This window comes from Bacillus sonorensis NBRC 101234 = KCTC 13918, from assembly GCF_001592005.1.
Lineage (GTDB): Bacteria > Bacillota > Bacilli > Bacillales > Bacillaceae > Bacillus > Bacillus sonorensis.
The window spans coordinates 16,051-35,278 of record NZ_BCVZ01000011.1; the positions used below are offsets into that span (position 1 = coordinate 16,051).

Here is a 19,228-nt window from a genome sequence, read left to right on the forward strand (position 1 = left end):
ATTGGCTATGGCGAGCAGATGATTGTCGAAAATCTAAATCTTACAATTCCAAAGGGAAAAGTCACGACGATGATCGGGCCAAATGGCTGCGGAAAATCAACGATTTTGAAGACCATGGCCCGAATCCACCGGTCCAAAACAGGCGCCGTCTATTTGAACGGAAAGGCAATCCATCAAATGCCGACGAAAGAGATCGCCAAACAAATGGCGATTCTTCCGCAAACGCCTGAAGCTCCCGGCGGCCTTACCGTATATGAACTTGTGGCATACGGCCGCTTTCCCCACCAAAAAGGTATGGGCAGACTGACAAAAGAAGACCGCCGCATCATTGAATGGTCGCTTGAGGTTACAGGAATGCTGCCGTTTCATGAGCGGCCGATTGAAGCCCTTTCCGGGGGCCAGCGCCAGCGCGTCTGGATCGCCATGGCCCTCGCCCAAGAGACGGAGCTGCTCTTGCTTGACGAACCGACGACCTATTTGGATTTGGCCCATCAGCTTGAAATCCTCAAGCTTTTGGAAAAGCTGAACCAGGAACAGGAACGGACGATCTTGATGGTCATCCATGATCTGAATCATGCGGCCCGATTCGCCCATCACATGGTAGCGTTAAACAGCGGCAAGATTATTAAAGAGGGAACGCCGGAGGAAGTCATGACGCCGGAAGTATTAAAGCAAGTGTTTCAAATCGACGCCCAGATCGTTGCAGATCCGCGCACAGGCAAACCTGTATGCCTGACCTATGATCTTTTTGAGAAAGAAGAGGCAAAAAAGCTGGCAACCGGATAAAACAGACACGAAAATGTGTCTGTTTTTTTGTCCCGGTATTTCCGTTTTTGAAAGAAGATTTCTGAAAAAGTTTATTTTTACTTTAAAATCTGAAAAATACGGCCGATATAGATAGGATAGATGGTAAGATGAGGATATAAAAAACATGCAAGAGACAGAAAGGAAAGAAGGAAATTGGAGAATGCAACGATTTTGATTGTGGATGATGAGGATGCCATTGTTCAGATGGTCAAGCGCGTCCTCACGAAAGAAGGCTTTACCGAAGTCTTGACCGCGAACAGCGCCGAAGAGGCCCTTGACCTCGTCAAAAAAGAAACCGTACATTTGATTCTTCTTGATGTCATGATGCCTGGGCAGACCGGATTTGAAGTGTCTCCCGAGCTTCGGCGCCATACCAATGCCCCGATCTTTTTTCTGACCGCGAAAACATCTGATCTTGATAAGCTGTCAGGATTTGCATACGGCGCGGATGACTATATTACAAAACCTTTCAATCCGCTGGAATTAATCGCCAGAATAAAAGCTCATTTAAAAAGAACATACATACAAAAGGAAGTTGCTGCATCTGTCGCATCTTCATACGAATATGAACGATTCACGTTTCACCCCGACTTCGCCGAGCTGATCGTCGATGGCGAGGCTGTCAGCTGCTCCGCCCAGCTGCTTCAGCTTCTTCAATACTTTTGCGATCATCCGAACAGGGTGCTGTCAAAGGATCAGATTTATGAAAAGGTGTGGGGGGTCCCGTCATACGGCGACAGCAACACCGTGATGGTACATATCCGAAAGCTGAGAGAAAAAATTGAAGCAGATCCGAGCAATCCCGAATACATTGTCACGATTCGCGGATTAGGCTATAAATTCATCCCTAACAAAGCAAGAAAAGAGAGTGAAGGATGAAGCTCAGGGGAAAATTAGTTCTGCATTTTACGAGTCAAATTTTTTTAATTTTACTGCTTGTCGGCGCCATCCTGTTTTTATCCTTTATTTTCTTCGGGCTGCAATTGAGTGAAAGTGAAACAGATGCCGGTCTGGCAAAAGCGACATCAGACACATTTGAAACATGGATCACCGTTGATGACGACAACAATTGGGAGATTGATGATCTCTTAAAATATGCCGTTGATAAGCAGGGGGGCTGGCTTCAAATATTAAACGGGAAAGAGGAAACCGTTTATTCGTATCATCTTCCGCCGGAGATCCAAAAAAAGTATCATAGAGAAGATCTCGTATCGGCAATTTCTGCAAAAAAGATTAAAAAATATCAAGTCAACTTTTGGTCTGCCAATTTAAATGACAAAGATTATGTCATTCTCTTCGGCTGGGAGTCCAAAAGCGATACGATCCTGTCGTATCTGGAGAAAGAAGAAAAAGATCCGGCTTCCCTGTCTTCCTACAAGAAAAGCACGCTTGATTTCATTAAGAAAAATAATGGGTCCGTTTACCTGTTTAATGAAAAAGGAACACTTTTGCAATCGGTTTACGAAGATATCGACTACAGCGAGGGCATCAATGAATTAGAGCTTTTGAAGTATACCTCGAAACCGTGGAACTATGAGCACGAATTTTCATACAGGCGCTTAAGCGCTACAGAGTGGCTGATTGCGGCCACACCGAATCCGATATATAATCCGGACCATGAGTTTAACCGGTCGATGGTCAGCCTTGCGATCAAAATCATTGTTCTGATGATCGGCATCCTGCTCTTTTTAATCACCATCATGACCCTTTGGTATTCCTTCCGGTTCGGCATGCCGATCATCCATACGATTAAATGGATCGTCAATCTCTCAAAAGGGCGCTTTGAAGAGCCGAAAAACCGAAAAGGCCTGCCGAGGAGCCGGAATAAAAAAGGAAAAAGGAAGCAGCCTTACCGGCTGTTTACCGAAATTTTCGAATCGATGGAGCAGCTGATGGAAACATTGAAGAAAGACGAACAGAACCGGAAAAAAATCCAAACGACGAGAGAGGAATGGATCGCAGGACTTTCCCATGACTTGAAAACGCCGCTCAGCACGATCTATGGGTACAGCATGATGCTCGAATCTCCGAATTATGAGTGGTCAAAGGAAGAAATCTGCGAAATCGGCCAGGCGATGAAAGAAAAGTCGGATTACATGTCCCAGCTGATTGAGGATTTGAATTTAACGTACAGACTCAAAAACGACGCCCTCCCGATCAAGCGGGAAACGGTCAGACTTGTTCCGTTTTTAAAAAGCTTTGTGGAAGAGTTCAGGCGCTACCCGTTTTCAGAAGGTTATCATGTATCTTTTGAATATCAATCTGAAGACACGGCATTTTCGATTGACAGAGGCTGGTTTAGAAGGATATTGGAAAACCTTCTTGCCAATGCGGTCAAGCATAATAAAAAGGGCACTGACATCAAAATCATTCTTGAAGAAACAAAACAAACCATCATTCTTAAAATTGAAGATAACGGCAAAGGAATGGATGCTGAAACTGTCTCTAATTTATTTAACCGTTATTACAGGGGAACGCACACGAAGGATTCGACAGAAGGAAGCGGGCTCGGCCTCGCCATTTCGCTTGAGCTTGTCCATCTTCATGACGGATGCATTGAAGTGGACAGCCGGACGGGGATCGGCACGGAGATCACAATGGAATTTAAGAAAAAACAATAAAAGGACGAAGCTGTCCGGTTTTAACCGGACGGTTTTTTTAATATTTTGCGAACATAATGGAAAAATAGGTTCCGCTGGTATAAAATAAGATTAAATGTTAACGTTCACATTTTTGCCTGAGCCATTTTGTTAACGTTAACAAAAATATTTAAGGAAGGTGAAAAGCAGTGAAAACGTTTCTGGATGACCAATTTCTTTTATCAAATGATACGGCGGCAAAGCTGTATCATGAGTACGCAAAAGGCATGCCGATCATCGACTACCACTGTCACTTAAGTCCGAGAGAGATCTATGAAAACAAAACCTTCAAAAATATCACCGAAGTCTGGCTGTACGGCGACCATTACAAATGGAGGGCGATGCGGGCGAACGGCATAGCAGAGGAATTCATTACAGGGGACGCGTCAGATGAGGAAAAATTCAGCGCCTGGGCCAAGACGGTGCCGATGACGATTGGAAACCCGCTTTATCATTGGACACATCTGGAGCTGCGGCGGTTTTTCGGCATTTATGAGCTGCTTGATGAAAACAGCGCACCCGAAATTTGGCGCAATGTGAATGAGCAATTAAACGGGAAGGGCTTTGGAGCAAGAGACCTGATCGAAAAATCCAATGTTGAAACCGTCGTGACGACTGATGATCCGACAGACAGTTTGGAATACCATTTGAAGCTGAAGGAAGACGATTACAATGTAAGCGTTTTACCTGGATTCAGGCCTGATAAAGCACTGGAAATCAACCAGGAAGGGTTTTCCGGCTGGGTGAAAAAGCTTGAAGATGCCAGCGGTCTTGCGATCAGCGATTATGACGATTTTTTGAAAGCGCTTAAAAACAGGATCGGCTTTTTCCATGAAGCAGGCGGCCGGATATCGGACCACGCCATTAACGAGATGATGTATGTGGATGCAGATTTAAAAGACGTTCAGCCGATTTTTGCCAAGGTGATGAACGGTGAAAGGGTCACGGTTGAAGAGGAGTGCAAATTCAAATCGTACACCCTCCATTTTCTCGGCGAATGTTACGCGGAAAAAGGCTGGGCGATGCAGCTGCATATCAATGCTTTGCGGAACAACAGCAGCAAAATGTATGCGAAGCTCGGCCCTGATACGGGATATGACGCCATCAACGATCAGGACATCGCAAAGCCTTTGTGCCGTTTTCTTGATTCTCTCGATCGAAAAGGCGCGCTGCCGAAGATGATTCTTTATTCGTTAAATCCGCGCGACTATGTCGTGCTTTCAAGCCTCTCTGGAAGCTTTCAGGATGAAAGGACGCCCGGGAAAATCCAGCATGGGACGGCATGGTGGTTCAATGACACGAAGGACGGCATGCTTGAACAAATGAAAACGCTCGCGAATATAGGGCTTTTAAGCCGTTTTATCGGCATGCTGACGGATTCGCGAAGCTTTCTTTCCTACACAAGACATGAATATTTCAGACGTCTGCTCTGCGATGTAATCGGCAGCTGGGCGGAAAATGGCGAAGCGCCGAATGATATCGAACTGCTTGGACAAATTGTCAAAGGAATCAGCTATGAAAACGCAAAGCACTATTTTCAGTTTGAGGTGAAAGATCGTTTGAAAGCCTGAATCAAGCAAAATGATTGCAGAGGAGCTGCGTTCCCATGGAAATATCGACGGACAGACAGACCGAAACGGTAGTCACCACCGAAGAAAAATTGAGCGTAAAAGAAAAGATTTCTTATGGTTTTGGGGATTTTGGAAATGGATTCATGTTTGACCTCGGGCAGCTTTATCTATTGAAATTTTTTACGGATGTTGCCGGCATTCCGGCGGCCGCGGCCGGAGGGATCTTTCTTGTGAGCAAGCTTTTTGCCGCTGTCGTCGATCCGATTGTCGGGACATCGATCGATTACAGGAAGCGCATCGGACCGAAAGGGAAATTCAGGCCGTATTTATTGTACGGGAGCATCGTGCTCGCCATATTGACGGTTCTGACATTTATCTCGCCAAACCTTTCGCCGACAGGCAAATTAATATATGCGTATGCGTCATACATGATCTGGGGCCTCGGCTATTCATTCGTCAACATTCCTTACGGATCGCTGGGTGCGGCCATGACGCAAAATTCGGTGGAGCGGACATCGCTTGCTTCCTTCCGCCAGGCCGGTTCTCTCGGCGCGCTATTCATCACAAGCATTGTTGTGATTCCAATGATTGTAAGATTTGACAATCCTGTGGTCGCGTATCCGGTTGTCATGGGGCTGATGTCGATGCTGGGCGTGCTGTTTTTCTACATCTGCTACCGGAACTGCAAGGAACGGATTATCGTCAAGGATCAAAAATATAAAGAGGAAAAAGTGACGTTCAAGGCCATTTCAAGAACGTTTTTTACAAATAAACCGCTGCTGACGCTTATATTGATGACGGTTTTCACAATTTCCGCGTACAATCTTAAATCTGCGATGCTGGTTTATTTCGCCGAGTATAACCTCGGAAATGCCGAGCTGATGGCATCAATGAACTTCATTATCATCGGTTCTTCCTTTGTAGGGGTCCTTATGCTGCCGAAGCTTGTCAAAATGTTCGGCAAAAAGAAAACCGCGATTCTCGGTCTTGCGGTTTCCGTAGCAGCCGACATCATCAACTTTACCATGCCGAGCAATGTCTTTTTATTTACGATTCTCGCAAGCATCGCATTTATCGGAATCAGCATCCCGAACGGGGTCACTTGGGCATTTGTATCGGATGCGATCGATTATGGCGAATGGAGCACAGGGGAGCGGAAAGAAGGCACTGTTTATTCATTGTTCAATTTCTCAAGAAAGCTTGCCCAGTCGCTTTCAGGTTTTTTGTCGGGGATCGGGCTCAGCATCGTCGGCTATGTCCCGAATGTTGCCCAAAAAGCCGGTACGCTTCTCGGCATTAAAGCGATTCTGCTTTTGTATCCGGCGGTGGCCTTGTCTCTCGCCATGCTTGTTCTCGGCTATTTATACCGCCTGACAGACGAGAAGCATGCCGAAATGGTAGCCGACTTAAACTCGAGATCATAAGGGTAATTCTCTCTGATAAGCGCTCATAATATGATAAACTGATGGTATCAACAGCAGGGAAAAAGGCAGGTTAAAATAAATGTCAGTAACGATTAAAGATATTGCCAGGCTGGCGAATGTATCGCACACCACAGTATCCAGAGCGCTTAATAACAGTCCGCTGATTAAAGAAAAAACGAAAAAGAAAATACTCGACATCGCAGCCGAAATGAATTATAAACCGAATTTTAACGCGAAAAGCCTTGTGACGCAAAAAACGTTTACGATCGGCCTGTTTTTAACAAGTCTGACGGACGGAACATCTTCTAGCTTTTTTGCCGATGTTCTGCGCGGCGTCAACAATGTGATAGATGAGCACTATAATATGTTCGTCAGGGGGATTGATGCTTATCATGATTTGTCATCCATCCACCGCAACCGCTATGACGGGATCATCTTAATCAGCCAAAGCGAACGGGATCAGGCGTTTATTGATCATGTGACAGATCAGAATATCCCGATTGTTGTTCTGAACAGAAAAATTGAGGGGCAGCCCGTGATCAATATTTTGGCCAATGAGAATGAGGGGGCATATCTCGCAGCTTGCCATTTTATCGAAAACGGCCATAAGCGCATTGCGATGGTTCAGGGAAAAGAGGGTTTTAAATCCTCGCAGGAAAGACTTGAAGGCTTTCTCCATGCGCTTCGTACGCACGATCTGCCGATTCAAAACGAATATCTCGTCCGTGGGGACTATACGATGAAAAGCGGCTATAGCGCGGTTGAAACGCTCCTGACACTGGAGAATCCTCCGACAGCCTTGTTTTGTGCAAACGATGATATGGCGATCGGAGCCATGAACGCGCTTTATGCAAACGGAAAGCGGTGTCCCGACGATATGTCGATCATCGGCTTTGATGATATCGGTTTTTCCGCATTTACGACGCCATCTTTGACAACCGTCAAAAAACCGACCGAAAAAATCAGCATGCTGGGCGCGGAAAGCCTGTTGTCGCTCATCGAACATCCGGAGACGAAAGGCAGACAGTCGCTGATCAGCACGGAATTGATCATCCGGAATTCCGTCCGGAGATTATAGCATCATATTGATGCGCATAAAAATGTGAACGTGTGCAATTAAAAGAGGAGGGATGAAAGTGGAACGGCTATCCAAAAAAATAAAGCCCAAGCCGTCATACCCCGAACGGATTTTGCAGATCGGGGAAGGGAATTTTTTGAGAGGGTTCATAGACTGGCAGATTCATAAATTAAATGAAGAGACTGATTTTAAAGGCAGCGCCGTCGTCGTTTCCCCGCGCCGCGGTTCGGTGGTGCAGGCCATTAATGAACAGGACGGTCTTTATACGCTTTACCTTGAAGGCTTCCAAGAGGGAAGGGAGGTCCGCGACTCGGTTGTCATCAGGTCGATCAGCAGAGGCATCAGCAGCTATGATCAATATGATGAATTTATGGCTGTCGCCGATCAGCCGGAACTGAGATTCATCTTTTCGAATACGACAGAAGCCGGGATCGTGTTCATGGAGGAAGACCGGCTCAGCGACAGGCCGCAGGAAAGCTTTCCGGGAAAGCTGACAGCCCTGTTATACAGGAGGTATCAAACCTTTCACGGAAGCGAAGAGAAGGGCTTTGTGATTCTGCCCTGCGAGCTGATTGAGGACAACGGCGAAAAGCTCAAGGACATCGTTTTGCAGTATGCGGATTTGTGGAAGCTTGAGAAAGGGTTCATCGATTGGCTCGAACATGCAAATGTGTTTTGCAATACACTGGTTGACAGAATTGTGCCGGGCTTTCCGAAAGATAAAGCCCTCGAGCTGGAGAAGGCTGCCGGATACCGCGATTCCTTGATCGTGACCGCAGAGCCGTACCACTTGTTTGTCATCGACGGCCCGGATTGGCTTAAAGAAGAGCTGCCATTTCAAAAGGCGGGGTTGAATGTACTGTTTGTCAATGATGTGACACCGTACAGGGAGAGGAAGGTAAGGATTTTAAACGGCGCACATACGGCGATGACGCCTGTCGCTTATTTGGCGGGGCATGATACGGTACAAGAAGCTGCCGCAGATGAGCTTGTCGGACAATTTGTCAAAGATCTGCTCAAGCATGAGGTGATCCCGACGATTGAACTGCCTGAGAACCAATTGCAGACCTATATGGAAGAGATTCTTGACCGGTTCAGAAACCCGTTTATCCGTCATCAATTGCTCGATATATCCTTGAATTCGTTTTCGAAATTCAAAATTAGAAACTTGCCGGTCATGAGGGAACACATCAACAAAAACGGCAAGCTTCCTGAAAGAACTGTCTTTGCGTTAAGCGCGCTCATCTATTTTTATAAAGGCAAGCGCGGACATTCGCCTATTCCTTTAGCCGATGATGCCGACACGCTGTCATTTCTGAAAAGGCTGTGGGAAGATGAAACAGACCCCGCTGAAATCGCGCGCCGTGTACTTGAATCTGAAACATTGTGGGGCGAGAACCTGAATGAATGGCCGGACTTAGCGGCAAAACTGGCGGGGCATTTGGACGGCATCATGCAAAACGGCATGAAGGAAGCGCTGAAAAAACTGATCAACAGCCAAATGGCTGAGCTGGGGGATAGATAATGAAAGATTGCCTGATCATCAATCCTGCAGATAACGTCGGAATCGCTTTAAGAGATTTGCAGCCGGGCGAAACGATCGCCGCGGGAGAACAGACGATTCAAATGAAAGGCCCGATTATGAAAGGACACAAATTTGCTTTGACAGACATTGCTGAAAATGAAAACGTCATCAAATACGGTTTTCCGATCGGGCATGCCATAGAACCGATTCAAAAGGGAGAATGGGTGCATACAAACAATACGAAAACAAATCTGGGCGGAGTCCAGGAATACAGCTATCATCCTAGATTTACAGAAAATCCGTATCAGAAAGAACCGCTCACCTTTAAAGGATTTAAACGAAAAGACGGGAAGACGGGCATTAGAAACGAGCTTTGGATTGTACCGACGGTCGGCTGCGTAAATGGAGTCGCCGAGCTTATGATCAAACAATTTAAGGCTGACATCGGCGATATCTCGCCGTTTGATAGCGTGCACGTTTTAAAACATCAGTACGGATGTTCGCAGCTTGGTGACGACCATATCAATACGAGAACGATACTTGCCAATGCCGTGAAACATCCAAATGCGGGCGGCGTTCTCGTGCTCGGCCTCGGCTGTGAAAACAACAGCATTCACGAATTTCGCGAGGCGCTCGGGGACTATGATGAAGAGCGGGTGAAATTTCTCCTTTCCCAGGAGGTTACAGACGAAGTCGCTGAAGGGGTCAAATTACTGAAAGACATTTATAAACATGCAAAATATGACAAGCGTGTCGATGTACCGATTTCAGAGTTGAAGATCGGGCTGAAATGCGGCGGTTCTGACGGTTTTTCCGGGATCACCGCAAATCCGCTGCTCGGGCGGCTGTCCGATTTTCTGATCGCCCAAGGCGGTACGGCGGTCCTGACGGAGGTCCCGGAAATGTTCGGGGCGGAGACGCTCTTGATGGAGCGGGCGGAAAACGAAGAAGTTTTCCATAAAATCGTCCGCCTGATCAATGAATTCAAACAATATTTCATTGACCACCGGCAGCCGGTCTATGAAAACCCTTCCCCGGGAAACAAAGCGGGCGGGATCACAACGTTGGAGGATAAATCTCTCGGCTGTACGCAAAAAGCCGGAACATCCAAGGTAACCGATGTGCTTGATTATGGAGAAGTTTTGAGAAAAAGAGGGCTGAACCTGCTGAGCGCCCCGGGAAACGATCTTGTCGCTTCATCGGCGCTTGCAGCTTCCGGCTGCCAAATCGTTCTGTTTACGACAGGCCGGGGGACGCCTTTTGGCACCTTTGTACCGACGATGAAAATCTCGACAAATACGTCTATTTATGACACAAAGCGCCATTGGATCGATTTTAACGCGGGCCGGGTGCTGGAAGATCTTTCTGAAGAGGAGATGCTGAAGGAATTGATTGCCTTTTTGCTTGAAGTGGCAAGCGGAAGACAGCTCAACAATGAAAAGAACGATTTCAGAGAGCTGGCGATCTTTAAAACAGGCGTTACACTGTAAGGGGGATGGTCATATGATTCTGAAAGAAAAGAAAGAGGAGATTATGCGGCAGATTAAGGTTCCCGTTTTTCCCGACCGCCGATTTGATGTCACCCGATTTGGGGCTGATAGCGGCGGGAAGACGGATTCAACGGCTGCTTTTCAGCAGGCGATTGATGAAGCGCACCAAAAGGGCGGGGGAAGAGTTACAGTGCCGAAAGGCGTCTTTCTTACCGGGGCCCTCAGGCTGAAAAGCAATGTGGAATTGCATGTCACAAAGGATGCGGTCATAAGATTCAGTCAGAATCCCGCTGATTATCTGCCCGCTGTTCTAACGAGATTTGAAGGTGTCGAGCTCTACAATTATTCCCCGCTGATCTATGCTTACGAAGCCGAAAATATTGCCATTACCGGAGGCGGAATGCTTGACGGCCAGGCTGATGACCGGCACTGGTGGCCGTGGAAGCGGGGAACAAACGGGCAGCCGTCGCAGGAAAAAGACCGCGATGCGCTGTTTGAAATGGCGGAGCGGAATGTGCCTGTTGAAGAGCGCCGCTTTGGAACAGGCCATTATTTGCGGCCGAATTTTATTCAGCCGTACCGCTGCAAAAACGTGTTCATACAAGGCGTTACCGTGATGAATTCGCCGATGTGGCAGATTCATCCGGTGCTTTGCGAAAATGTGACGGTTGACGGAGTCAAGGTGATCGGACACGGCCCGAATACGGACGGAGTCGACCCCGAATCATGCAAAAGCATGATCATTAAGAATTGCCTGTTTGATAACGGTGATGACTGCATCGCAATCAAGTCGGGAAGAAATGCCGATGGCCGGAGGATCAATGTCCCTTCGGAAAACATTATCATCGAAAACAACGAAATGAAGGACGGGCACGGCGGCGTCACGATCGGCAGCGAAATCTCCGGAGGCGTAAAAAACGTATTTGCCGAAGGCAATCTCATGGACAGTCCGAACCTTGACAGAGCCCTTCGCATCAAAACAAATTCCGTACGGGGCGGTGTGCTGGAAAACATTTATTTTTACCATAATGTCGTCAATAGCCTGAAACAGGAAGTCATCGCCATTGATATGGAATATGAAGAAGGGGATGCGGGAGAATTCAAACCCGTCGTCCGCGGAATTGAAGTCGATGAGCTGAAAAGCGCAGGCGGCCGGTACGGCATTCGGGTTTTGGCGTACGATCATTCGCCTGTCACAGGACTGAAGGTGACCAATTCGGAAATCAATGACGTTAACATCCCGATGGAACTGAAAAACGTGAAAGACCCCGTTTTTTCAAATCTGTATATTAACGGCAAGCGGTATGACTCGCCGGAACAGTAAAAAAGAAATCCTCTGCCGTTGAGCAGAGGATTTCCGTTTGAAATTTGTCAATCGGGCTTACTTGATGCCCCGTTTTTTACCGTTGAAATGAACTGCTCTATAAAAACCCGGCTTGCGGCGCACAAATATTTGTTTTTGCGGTAGACGATGCCGATCTCTGTCGTAAGAACGGGACTTTGGATAGGGATCGTCTGAATGGATGGATCAGCGATATCATCAAGATAGCCCTTTGGCAGTATGGTGGCGCCGACTCCTTTGCTGACCATGTTCGTAATCGATTCCATCGTCGTCATTTCCATGACTGGCCGGGGCTCGAATCCAAGCGCGCGGCACTGCTCGTTGATCAGCTGCCGCAGAAAATACGTGTCAGGCAATAAAATGGAATCAATTTCTTTTAACATATCGAGCGTGACAAACGGCTCTTTTGCGATGGGATGATGTTTCGGCGCTGCAAGAGCGAGAGGCTGTTTGAAAAAAGGAATCGCTTCTATATCATCATGCTCTACGGGCAGACAGACAATGCCCAAATCGAGTTCGTTTTGCAGCAGCCCGTGATAAATATCTCCGGTTCGCATGCCTAAAACAGATAGTTTGATATTGGGATGGCTGCGGTGAAATTCGATGACAGTCTGCGGAAGCAAATAGCTCACAACCGTCAAAAGCGCCCCGATTTTTAAATTTCCCCTTTTTAATCCCTGCAGCTCGCTAATGGCGGCGCGAGCCTGTGACAGCTCATGAAAGATATGATAACTGTGATGGAGCAATATTTTCCCCGCTTCTGTCATTGCCGTCCGTTTGCCGGTGCGGTCAAACAAAGGCATCCCGATTTCATGCTCAAGCAGACGGATCTGCTGGCTCAGCGAGGGCTGGGCGATGCCGAGCTTCTCGGCTGCACGCGTAAAGTGAAGCTCCCGGCAGAGGGTCATAAAGTACTCTAATTGTTTTAGCTCCAATGAATGTTCCTCCCGAATGATTTTCTCGTCATAGGCTACAGCTATTGTTTTGATAAAAATGATTGAATTGTTTAATGATAGATGCAAGATTATACTTAAATTCGAAGCTGAAGCGACAATCCCTTTGGTGTAAAAGGACGTCTTTTCCTTTCTTATAAAATATGAAAACTGAGGTGATGTCAATGGAACATGCCGAAATCCTTTCGATCAATGTCGGGAAACCCAAGCAGGTTCAGTTTAAACATAAAGCGGTTTCGACCGGAATATACAAGAGGCCTGTACAAGAATGTCTCTTTCTGTCATCGACGAACCTTGAAGGAGACGGGCAGGCGGATCTTGTTCATCATGGAGGAAGGGAGAAGGCTGTTTGCGTCTATCCCTATGAACATTATTCATTTTGGGAGCATGAATTGCAGAGAAAGCTGGAATACGGTGCACTTGGAGAAAATCTGACCATCAAAGGACTGTTGGAAACGGATGTTTGCATCGGCGATATCTTTCAGCTGGGAGAAGCGGTCGTTCAGGTGAGCCAGCCGCGGCAGCCCTGCTACAAATTATCTGTAAGGTACGGTGTGCCCAATATGGTGTTAAAGGTTCAGGAAACCGGCTATACGGGCTTTTATTTCCGCGTGCTTCAAGAAGGACGTGTTTTTAAATCCGGCGGTTTAAAGTTGATCTCCCGCCATCCGAAAGCGATAACGATTTCTTGCGCAAATCGCATCAAGCATCATGACAAAGATGATATCGACGGCATCAAAAGGCTTCTTGAGGTGGAGGAATTGTCGACAAGCTGGCGCGAGTCTTTTTTAAAACGCCTTGATGGCGTTGAGCCGGATCATCGCGAAAGGTTGACCGGCAATTTGTGATGGCTTGCCTCTCAAAGTGAAGCATCCTCTGCCGGCAGGCAGAGGATGCTGTTAGATGGAGCGGATGATCCCGCCTTCCACCCTTTGAGCCGAACCATTGATGGCCGCCGCTTTCTCTGATGCGAGATAGACGATCGTACTGGCGACTTCCTCAGGTTTGGCATAGCGCTGGATTAAAGAAGTTGGCTCATTCACTTTGAAGTAATCTTTGACAAATGCGTCTAAATCGGTATTCTCCGCTGCGGCAGCCCCCTTCATATAATTGGCGACGCCTTCGGTCCAGGTGGGTCCGGGAAGAACCGAATTGACAGTCACATTCGTTCCTTTCGTCATTTCCGCCAGCCCTCGTGATAAACTGATCAAAGACGTTTTGGTCATGGAATAAGGAATCATCTGCGGGAGCGGCTTAATGCCGGCTTCACTCGCCAGATTGAGGATTCTTCCCGCGTTCCGTTTCAGCATGTTCGGCAGGAAAGCGCGGCAAAGGCGGACGGCGCTTAACACGTTTACTTCAAAATACTCAAGCCATTCCTCATCTGAGACGTCCGCGAATTCTTTTACCTCAAAAAACCCCATGTTATTGACAAGGATATCAAGCTCGCCGATCTGTTTCGTTTTTTCAATCAGTGTCCGGCTTTGTTCGCGATTTGAAAGGTCTGCGGCGATTCCGTGGACGGTTCCGTGTTTGGAAAGCTCGTCTACGACTGACTGGACCTTTTCTTCCGTACGTCCGTTCACAATGACCCTGGCGCCTTCCGCCAAAAAGGCTTCTGCCGCCGCTTTTCCAATCCCCGCTGTTGATCCTGTGACTAAAACGAGTTTGTTTTGCAGCTGTAAATCCATATAAAATCAATCCTTGTATTCGAAGTCTAAGATGAAAAAACATCCATTTAAAAGTATAGCGCAGTCATGCATCATGGTCGAAAATCCTGCTTAGCATGTCTATTTTTCTCTTCTTTCAGCAATTTATGAATGTCTTTTATCGGCCGCGCCGCTTTTTTCAGCTTTGGAATCTGCAGCCGGGCGAGCGTCAGCTTTATAGAGCCCCAGACCTCCAAGAAGCTGGGGCCGCTTCGATGTTGCAGGGCCAATCGTCTCGTCATTGATTATTTTTTAGAAAGCTTGTGTTGCGAAATCGCATTGATCACCTTTTTTTCTATATGCCAAACATCGCTGAAAACACCCTTTTTAGAATCTCATATACAACCCTGATCCGGTTATAGTATAATAATTCCGAAAATAGGATACGAATGAGTCAGAAAGGTGCTGCCAATACTGCCGGCGCGGTCCCGCCGCTGTAATGGTGAGCGAAACGAAAGCGGATATTAAACTCCGTCAGCGATGATCAAGAGCCAGAACACCTGCCTGGATGACGACACGCGTAATCTGCGAGGACAGATGCGGTGTAGCGGTGTGCACTTGTTTTGTACGTTCATTGTTTACTGCATCTTTACCCAAGTAGAGATGTTTTTTATTTTTATCCCAAGGAGGAAGCAGCATGAAGAAGTTAGCGGGTTTATTGCTTTCACTGCTTTTGGCCGTCGGTGTGCTCGCCGGCTGCGGAACAGCGAAAGCTCCGGAAGAACCGAAGAACACACAGGAAAAGACGGCTGAAGCGTTTCCGGTCACAGTAAAGGATGCTTCAGGAAAAGAAATCAAAATTGCAAAAGAACCGAAGAGAATCGTCTCGTTGATGCCGAGCAATACGGAAATTGCATACGCCCTCGGCCTGGGCAAAAAAGTCGTCGGTGTGACGGATTTTGATACATATCCGAAAGAAGTAAAGGATGTTGAAAAAATCGGCGGCATGGAATTCAACACGGAAAAAATCATCTCTTTAAATCCTGATTTGGTGCTGGCCCATGCCTCAGCCATGCAGAGCGCGGAAGAAGGGCTGAAGCAGCTGCGCGATGCCGGCATCACGGTAGTGACGGTCAATGATGCGGCATCATTTCATGACACCTATCAATCGATTGACATGATCGGAAAGGCGACAGGTGCGAACCGGGAGGCTAAAGAACTTGTAAGCAGCATGAAGTCTGATCTCGCGGCAATTAAAGAAAAAGCGCAAAACATCCCGGAAAAAGAACAGAAAAAAGTGTTTGTCGAGGTTTCTCCCGCTCCTGACATTTATACAACCGGAAAAGGAACCTTCATGAATGAAATGCTGGAAGCCATCCATGCGAAAAACGCCGCTACCGGGCAGGAAGGGTGGGCAAAGATGACCGAGGAGTCGATCATCAAGCTGAATCCCGATGCGATCGTAACGACGAACGGCGCTTCATCTGTCAAAGAGATCAAAAAGCGGAGCGGCTGGAGCAGTGTACAAGCCGTTAAAAATAATGAAGTATACGACGTGGACCCCGACCTTGTGACCCGTCCGGGACCGCGGCTGATCAAAGGGGTCGAAGAGCTTGCGGACATCATTTACCCTGACGTTTATAAGAAATAGCCGTCCAGCGGCATATATCGTAAGCCTGGCATTTGTAGCCGCCTCTATTCTTATGGGAATCTCTATCGGTTCATTGGAGATTCCCATTCCTTCTATTATCAAGGTTTTTCTCCATGAATGGTTTGGTATTCAAGGGATAGAGACAGATCCGATGCAGGCGAACATCATCATGAAAATCAGGCTGCCGAGAGTGCTGCTGGCTGCGCTTGTCGGTGCGGCACTGGCCGCGGCAGGTGCGGCGTTCCAGGGACTGTTGAAAAATCCGCTTGCAGACCCTTATACGCTCGGCGTATCTTCCGGAGCGGCGGTCGGAGCGGTTGTCACCTTGTTTTTCGGCATCCAGCTGCCCGTCATCGGCGGTTTTACGCTGCCGCTTTTAAGCGTCGCGGCAGCGGTCGCCGTGATGTTTATCGTTCTGTTTTTTGCCCGGCTTGTCCAGCCGGCACTGACGCTGTCCGCCCTGATTTTAACAGGTATTATTTTCAGCTCATTTTTAGGCGCGCTTATTTCTCTCATGATTGCCCTGACAGGGGATGATCTAAAGCCGATCGTTCACTGGCTGCTCGGAAGCGTCTCGATGCGGGGCTGGAGCTATATTTTTCTGTTTCTTCCCTTTTTTATATGCGGAACCGCGGGGCTTTTGCTGAATGGAAGAGAATTAAATGTGATGACCTACGGTGAGGAAAAAGCCAGGCTGCTTGGCGTTAATGTGGAGAAAAGGAAAATCGCCGTACTGATCTCAGGCTCTATTTTAACGGGAGCGGCTGTCGCCGTTTCCGGCACGATCGGTTTTGTCGGCCTCGTCGTGCCGCATGTTGTCCGTCTCCTATGGGGAACAGATCATAGGCATTTGCTGCCGCTCTCCATTTTAAACGGCGCCGGTTTTCTCGTGCTGGCCGATTTGGCGGCGCGGACGATCATCGAGCCGTCTGAACTGCCGATCGGCATCATCACAGCTTTAATAGGAGCGCCGGTGTTCGGGATCATTCTGATTCGCCGGCAGCGTGGAGGAATGCATGATGCTGGACGTTCGTGACCTGTCAGGAGGATACGGCGGCAGGGATATTGTGAAGCATATCAGCTTTTCTGTTGCAAAAGGAGAATTTTTGGGGATATTGGGGCCCAATGGCAGCGGAAAAACGACACTATTACATTTGATAAACGGAACGCTGAAGCCATCCGGAGGCGCTGTCCATTTAGCGGGAAAACGGCTTGAGTCCTATCCGCCGAAGGCATTGGCCAGGATGATGGCCTCGCTCCCTCAAAAAACGGAACAGGCATTTTCCTTTACCGTCAAAGAAACCGTTTTATTCGGACGATATCCTTATCAAACAGGCATATTCAAACAATCAGGCGAAGAAGATGAACGGATCGTTGCGAGGATGATGGAAGAGACAGGCGTTCTCCCGTTTGCCGATCAATCGATTCACGAACTGAGCGGGGGAGAGCAGCAGCGCGTCTACCTGGCCCAGGCTTTAGCCCAGGAGCCTGAGGTTCTTTTGCTTGATGAACCGACCAATTTTTTGGATTTGGGTTATCAAAAGCAGCTGCTCGATCTGATGAAGTCGATGGCTATCGAGAAGGGGCTTGCGGTCATTGGCATATTTCATGATCTCAATTTGGCCAGTCTCTACTGCGACCGGCTGCTGATGATGAAAAACGGGGAAATGGAAGCGCTCGATGTCCCGGAGCAGGTGATGAGGGAACGAAAGATCAATGATGTTTATGAAACGGACGTCCGTCATTTGGTTCATCCGCACCGTCCGAATCCGCAGATCTCTATTGAGCCTGGGCAAGCTGAACAGATGAAGCAAGCGATTCCGTTTGCCGAGCTTTTTCAATGGCGATCAGACGGTTTTTTGATGCAGACGGATCAGCCGCTTCGCGTTGTCTCAACAGCTCTTGTCGGAGGGGGGCTCGGCTGGAAACGGGCGTTTGTCAGCCGCTATGTGCCGATAGAGGAGCAGTCCGGCAAGCTGTCTGCCGATCTGGAGCGTTTTCTTGCCGAAAAGGGGATCAGCCCGCATGGCTGCTGTGCAGCTGTGACCGCTGCCAACCCCAAAAATGCAGTGTTTCGGACGTTTTCAGAAGGGGGCGCCTCACTTTTTATCGTGGCCGCGGCATCCTCAGGCCGGCCGGAGGATGTCACTGTCTGGGTGATGATCAATGGAAAGCTGACAGAAAAAGCCTTCGTTCAGGCTTTCATGACGGTGTCAGAAGCAAAGGCTGAAGCGGCTTTCGCTGAGCGGACAGACGGCGGCGGAGCGCCTATTCCGGCTCCATACGCTGAAACGGTGCTGATTGCGGCTGACGGGAGCGGTGATCAGTTTGACGATGCTTTAAAAACGTCTTCTCTCGGGGCTTTGATCAGTAGGAGCGTCTTCGAGTGCTGCAGAGAAGCGATCAGAAAGGGGAATGAATAATGAAGCTGTACACGAAAACGGGCGATAAAGGGAAGACCCATGTGATCGGCGGCCGCGTTGACAAAGATGATATCCGTGTCCAATGCTACGGGACCATTGATGAATTGAACAGCTTTATCGGACTCGCGCTTGCCGAGCTTGAAGATGAGCGCTTCAGAGATATTGGAAGCGAGCTGTTAAAGATCCAGCATGAGCTCTTTGACTGCGGGAGCGATTTGGCTTATCTTTCGCCGAATGGGGAAAATAAGCTGAAGGAAGATGCCATCGGGTTTTTGGAAGAACGGATTGATGCGTACAGTGCGGAAGCCCCCGAGCTTAAGAAGTTCATTCTGCCGGGAGGCTCCAAAGCATCGGCATACATGCATGTAGCCAGAACCGTCGCGCGCCGGGCCGAGCGGCTGGCTGTGGCGCTGATGAAAGCGGCGGATCTTCGCGAGACGCCGCTCCGGTATTTAAACAGACTGTCAGATTATTTGTTTGCGGCCGCAAGAGTCATCAATTTCAGAATGAACATCAAAGATGTAGAATATGAAAGAAGCGCCATCGTTTTCAAAGGAAAACAGAGAGGCGGAAACTAAAAAACAGCGGCGGAAATCCTTACCTGTACCGCGCCGAACGAAGCAATGCCGTTTTCCGGAAGGGGAAAGCGGCTTTTTGTCGTATCTGTTAGTAAACG

At 48.1% G+C, this 19,228-nt stretch carries 16 protein-coding genes; 14 read left to right on the plus strand and 2 right to left on the minus strand.

The window, feature by feature from the left end; translation table 11 throughout:
• Positions 1 to 18 precede the first annotated feature (18 nt).
• The 9 genes from BTR1S_RS13145 (at position 19) to BTR1S_RS13185 (ending at position 11,858) form a co-directional block, all read left to right on the plus strand.
• Positions 19 to 786, plus strand: coding sequence for an ABC transporter ATP-binding protein (locus BTR1S_RS13145; protein ID WP_051056697.1), 768 nt, complete (start codon positions 19 to 21; stop codon positions 784 to 786).
• 174 nt (positions 787 to 960) lie between these two features.
• Positions 961 to 1,686, plus strand: a complete 726-nt coding sequence (locus BTR1S_RS13150) for a response regulator transcription factor (RefSeq protein ID WP_006639058.1) — start codon at positions 961 to 963, stop codon at positions 1,684 to 1,686.
• Positions 1,683 to 3,428, plus strand: a complete 1,746-nt coding sequence (locus BTR1S_RS13155) for a sensor histidine kinase (RefSeq protein ID WP_006639057.1) — start codon at positions 1,683 to 1,685, stop codon at positions 3,426 to 3,428. The genes BTR1S_RS13150 and BTR1S_RS13155 overlap by 4 nt, the downstream gene beginning before the upstream one ends.
• A gap of 167 nt (positions 3,429 to 3,595) precedes the next feature.
• Positions 3,596 to 5,017: a glucuronate isomerase gene (gene uxaC / locus BTR1S_RS13160; protein WP_029419514.1), complete on the plus strand. Its 1,422-nt coding sequence runs from the start codon at positions 3,596 to 3,598 to the stop codon at positions 5,015 to 5,017.
• A 35-nt stretch (positions 5,018 to 5,052) separates the two neighbouring features.
• Positions 5,053 to 6,441 carry a glycoside-pentoside-hexuronide (GPH):cation symporter gene (locus BTR1S_RS13165; protein ID WP_006639055.1) on the plus strand — a complete coding sequence of 463 codons (1,389 nt, stop codon included), beginning with the start codon at positions 5,053 to 5,055 and terminating at the stop codon, positions 6,439 to 6,441.
• Positions 6,442 to 6,520: 79 nt separating this feature from the next.
• A complete protein-coding gene (locus BTR1S_RS13170; protein WP_006639054.1) occupies positions 6,521 to 7,519 on the plus strand; it encodes a LacI family DNA-binding transcriptional regulator in 999 nt (332 codons plus the stop codon).
• A 58-nt stretch (positions 7,520 to 7,577) separates the two neighbouring features.
• Positions 7,578 to 9,044: a tagaturonate reductase gene (locus BTR1S_RS13175; protein WP_029419512.1), complete on the plus strand. Its 1,467-nt coding sequence runs from the start codon at positions 7,578 to 7,580 to the stop codon at positions 9,042 to 9,044.
• The gene (locus tag BTR1S_RS13180; protein ID WP_029419511.1) at positions 9,044 to 10,534 is read left to right on the plus strand and encodes a UxaA family hydrolase; all 1,491 of its coding nucleotides are present in this window, start codon (positions 9,044 to 9,046) and stop codon (positions 10,532 to 10,534) included. The genes BTR1S_RS13175 and BTR1S_RS13180 overlap by 1 nt, the downstream gene beginning before the upstream one ends.
• A 13-nt stretch (positions 10,535 to 10,547) precedes the next feature.
• Positions 10,548 to 11,858 carry a glycoside hydrolase family 28 protein gene (locus tag BTR1S_RS13185; protein ID WP_029419510.1) on the plus strand — a complete coding sequence of 437 codons (1,311 nt, stop codon included), beginning with the start codon at positions 10,548 to 10,550 and terminating at the stop codon, positions 11,856 to 11,858.
• A 47-nt stretch (positions 11,859 to 11,905) separates the two neighbouring features.
• On the opposite strand, the gene BTR1S_RS13190 is transcribed toward BTR1S_RS13185, so the two are convergent.
• A complete protein-coding gene (locus tag BTR1S_RS13190) occupies positions 11,906 to 12,811 on the minus strand; it encodes a LysR substrate-binding domain-containing protein (RefSeq protein WP_029419509.1) in 906 nt (301 codons plus the stop codon).
• Between the two features lie 182 nt (positions 12,812 to 12,993).
• On the opposite strand from BTR1S_RS13190, the gene BTR1S_RS13195 reads away from it, so the two are divergent.
• Complete coding sequence (locus BTR1S_RS13195; protein WP_006639050.1) at positions 12,994 to 13,677, plus strand: MOSC domain-containing protein; 684 nt, start codon at positions 12,994 to 12,996, stop codon at positions 13,675 to 13,677.
• Between the two features lie 51 nt (positions 13,678 to 13,728).
• Here the strand turns inward: BTR1S_RS13195 and BTR1S_RS13200 are convergent, their stop codons facing one another.
• Positions 13,729 to 14,520, minus strand: coding sequence for an SDR family NAD(P)-dependent oxidoreductase (locus BTR1S_RS13200; protein ID WP_029419508.1), 792 nt, complete (start codon positions 14,518 to 14,520; stop codon positions 13,729 to 13,731).
• A 655-nt stretch (positions 14,521 to 15,175) separates the two neighbouring features.
• Between BTR1S_RS13200 and BTR1S_RS13205 the strand changes: the two genes are divergently transcribed.
• Genes BTR1S_RS13205 through BTR1S_RS13220 form a run of 4 tightly spaced genes read left to right on the plus strand, consistent with a single transcriptional unit; the run spans position 15,176 to position 19,130 of the window.
• Positions 15,176 to 16,129, plus strand: a complete 954-nt coding sequence (locus tag BTR1S_RS13205; RefSeq protein WP_006639048.1) for an ABC transporter substrate-binding protein — start codon at positions 15,176 to 15,178, stop codon at positions 16,127 to 16,129.
• Complete coding sequence (locus BTR1S_RS13210) at positions 16,092 to 17,165, plus strand: FecCD family ABC transporter permease (protein ID WP_029419507.1); 1,074 nt, start codon at positions 16,092 to 16,094, stop codon at positions 17,163 to 17,165. The genes BTR1S_RS13205 and BTR1S_RS13210 overlap by 38 nt, the downstream gene beginning before the upstream one ends.
• Complete coding sequence (locus tag BTR1S_RS13215; RefSeq protein ID WP_006639046.1) at positions 17,149 to 18,552, plus strand: ABC transporter ATP-binding protein; 1,404 nt, start codon at positions 17,149 to 17,151, stop codon at positions 18,550 to 18,552. The genes BTR1S_RS13210 and BTR1S_RS13215 overlap by 17 nt, the downstream gene beginning before the upstream one ends.
• Positions 18,552 to 19,130 carry a cob(I)yrinic acid a,c-diamide adenosyltransferase gene (locus BTR1S_RS13220; RefSeq protein ID WP_006639045.1) on the plus strand — a complete coding sequence of 193 codons (579 nt, stop codon included), beginning with the start codon at positions 18,552 to 18,554 and terminating at the stop codon, positions 19,128 to 19,130. The genes BTR1S_RS13215 and BTR1S_RS13220 overlap by 1 nt, the downstream gene beginning before the upstream one ends.
• Positions 19,131 to 19,228 lie beyond the last annotated feature (98 nt).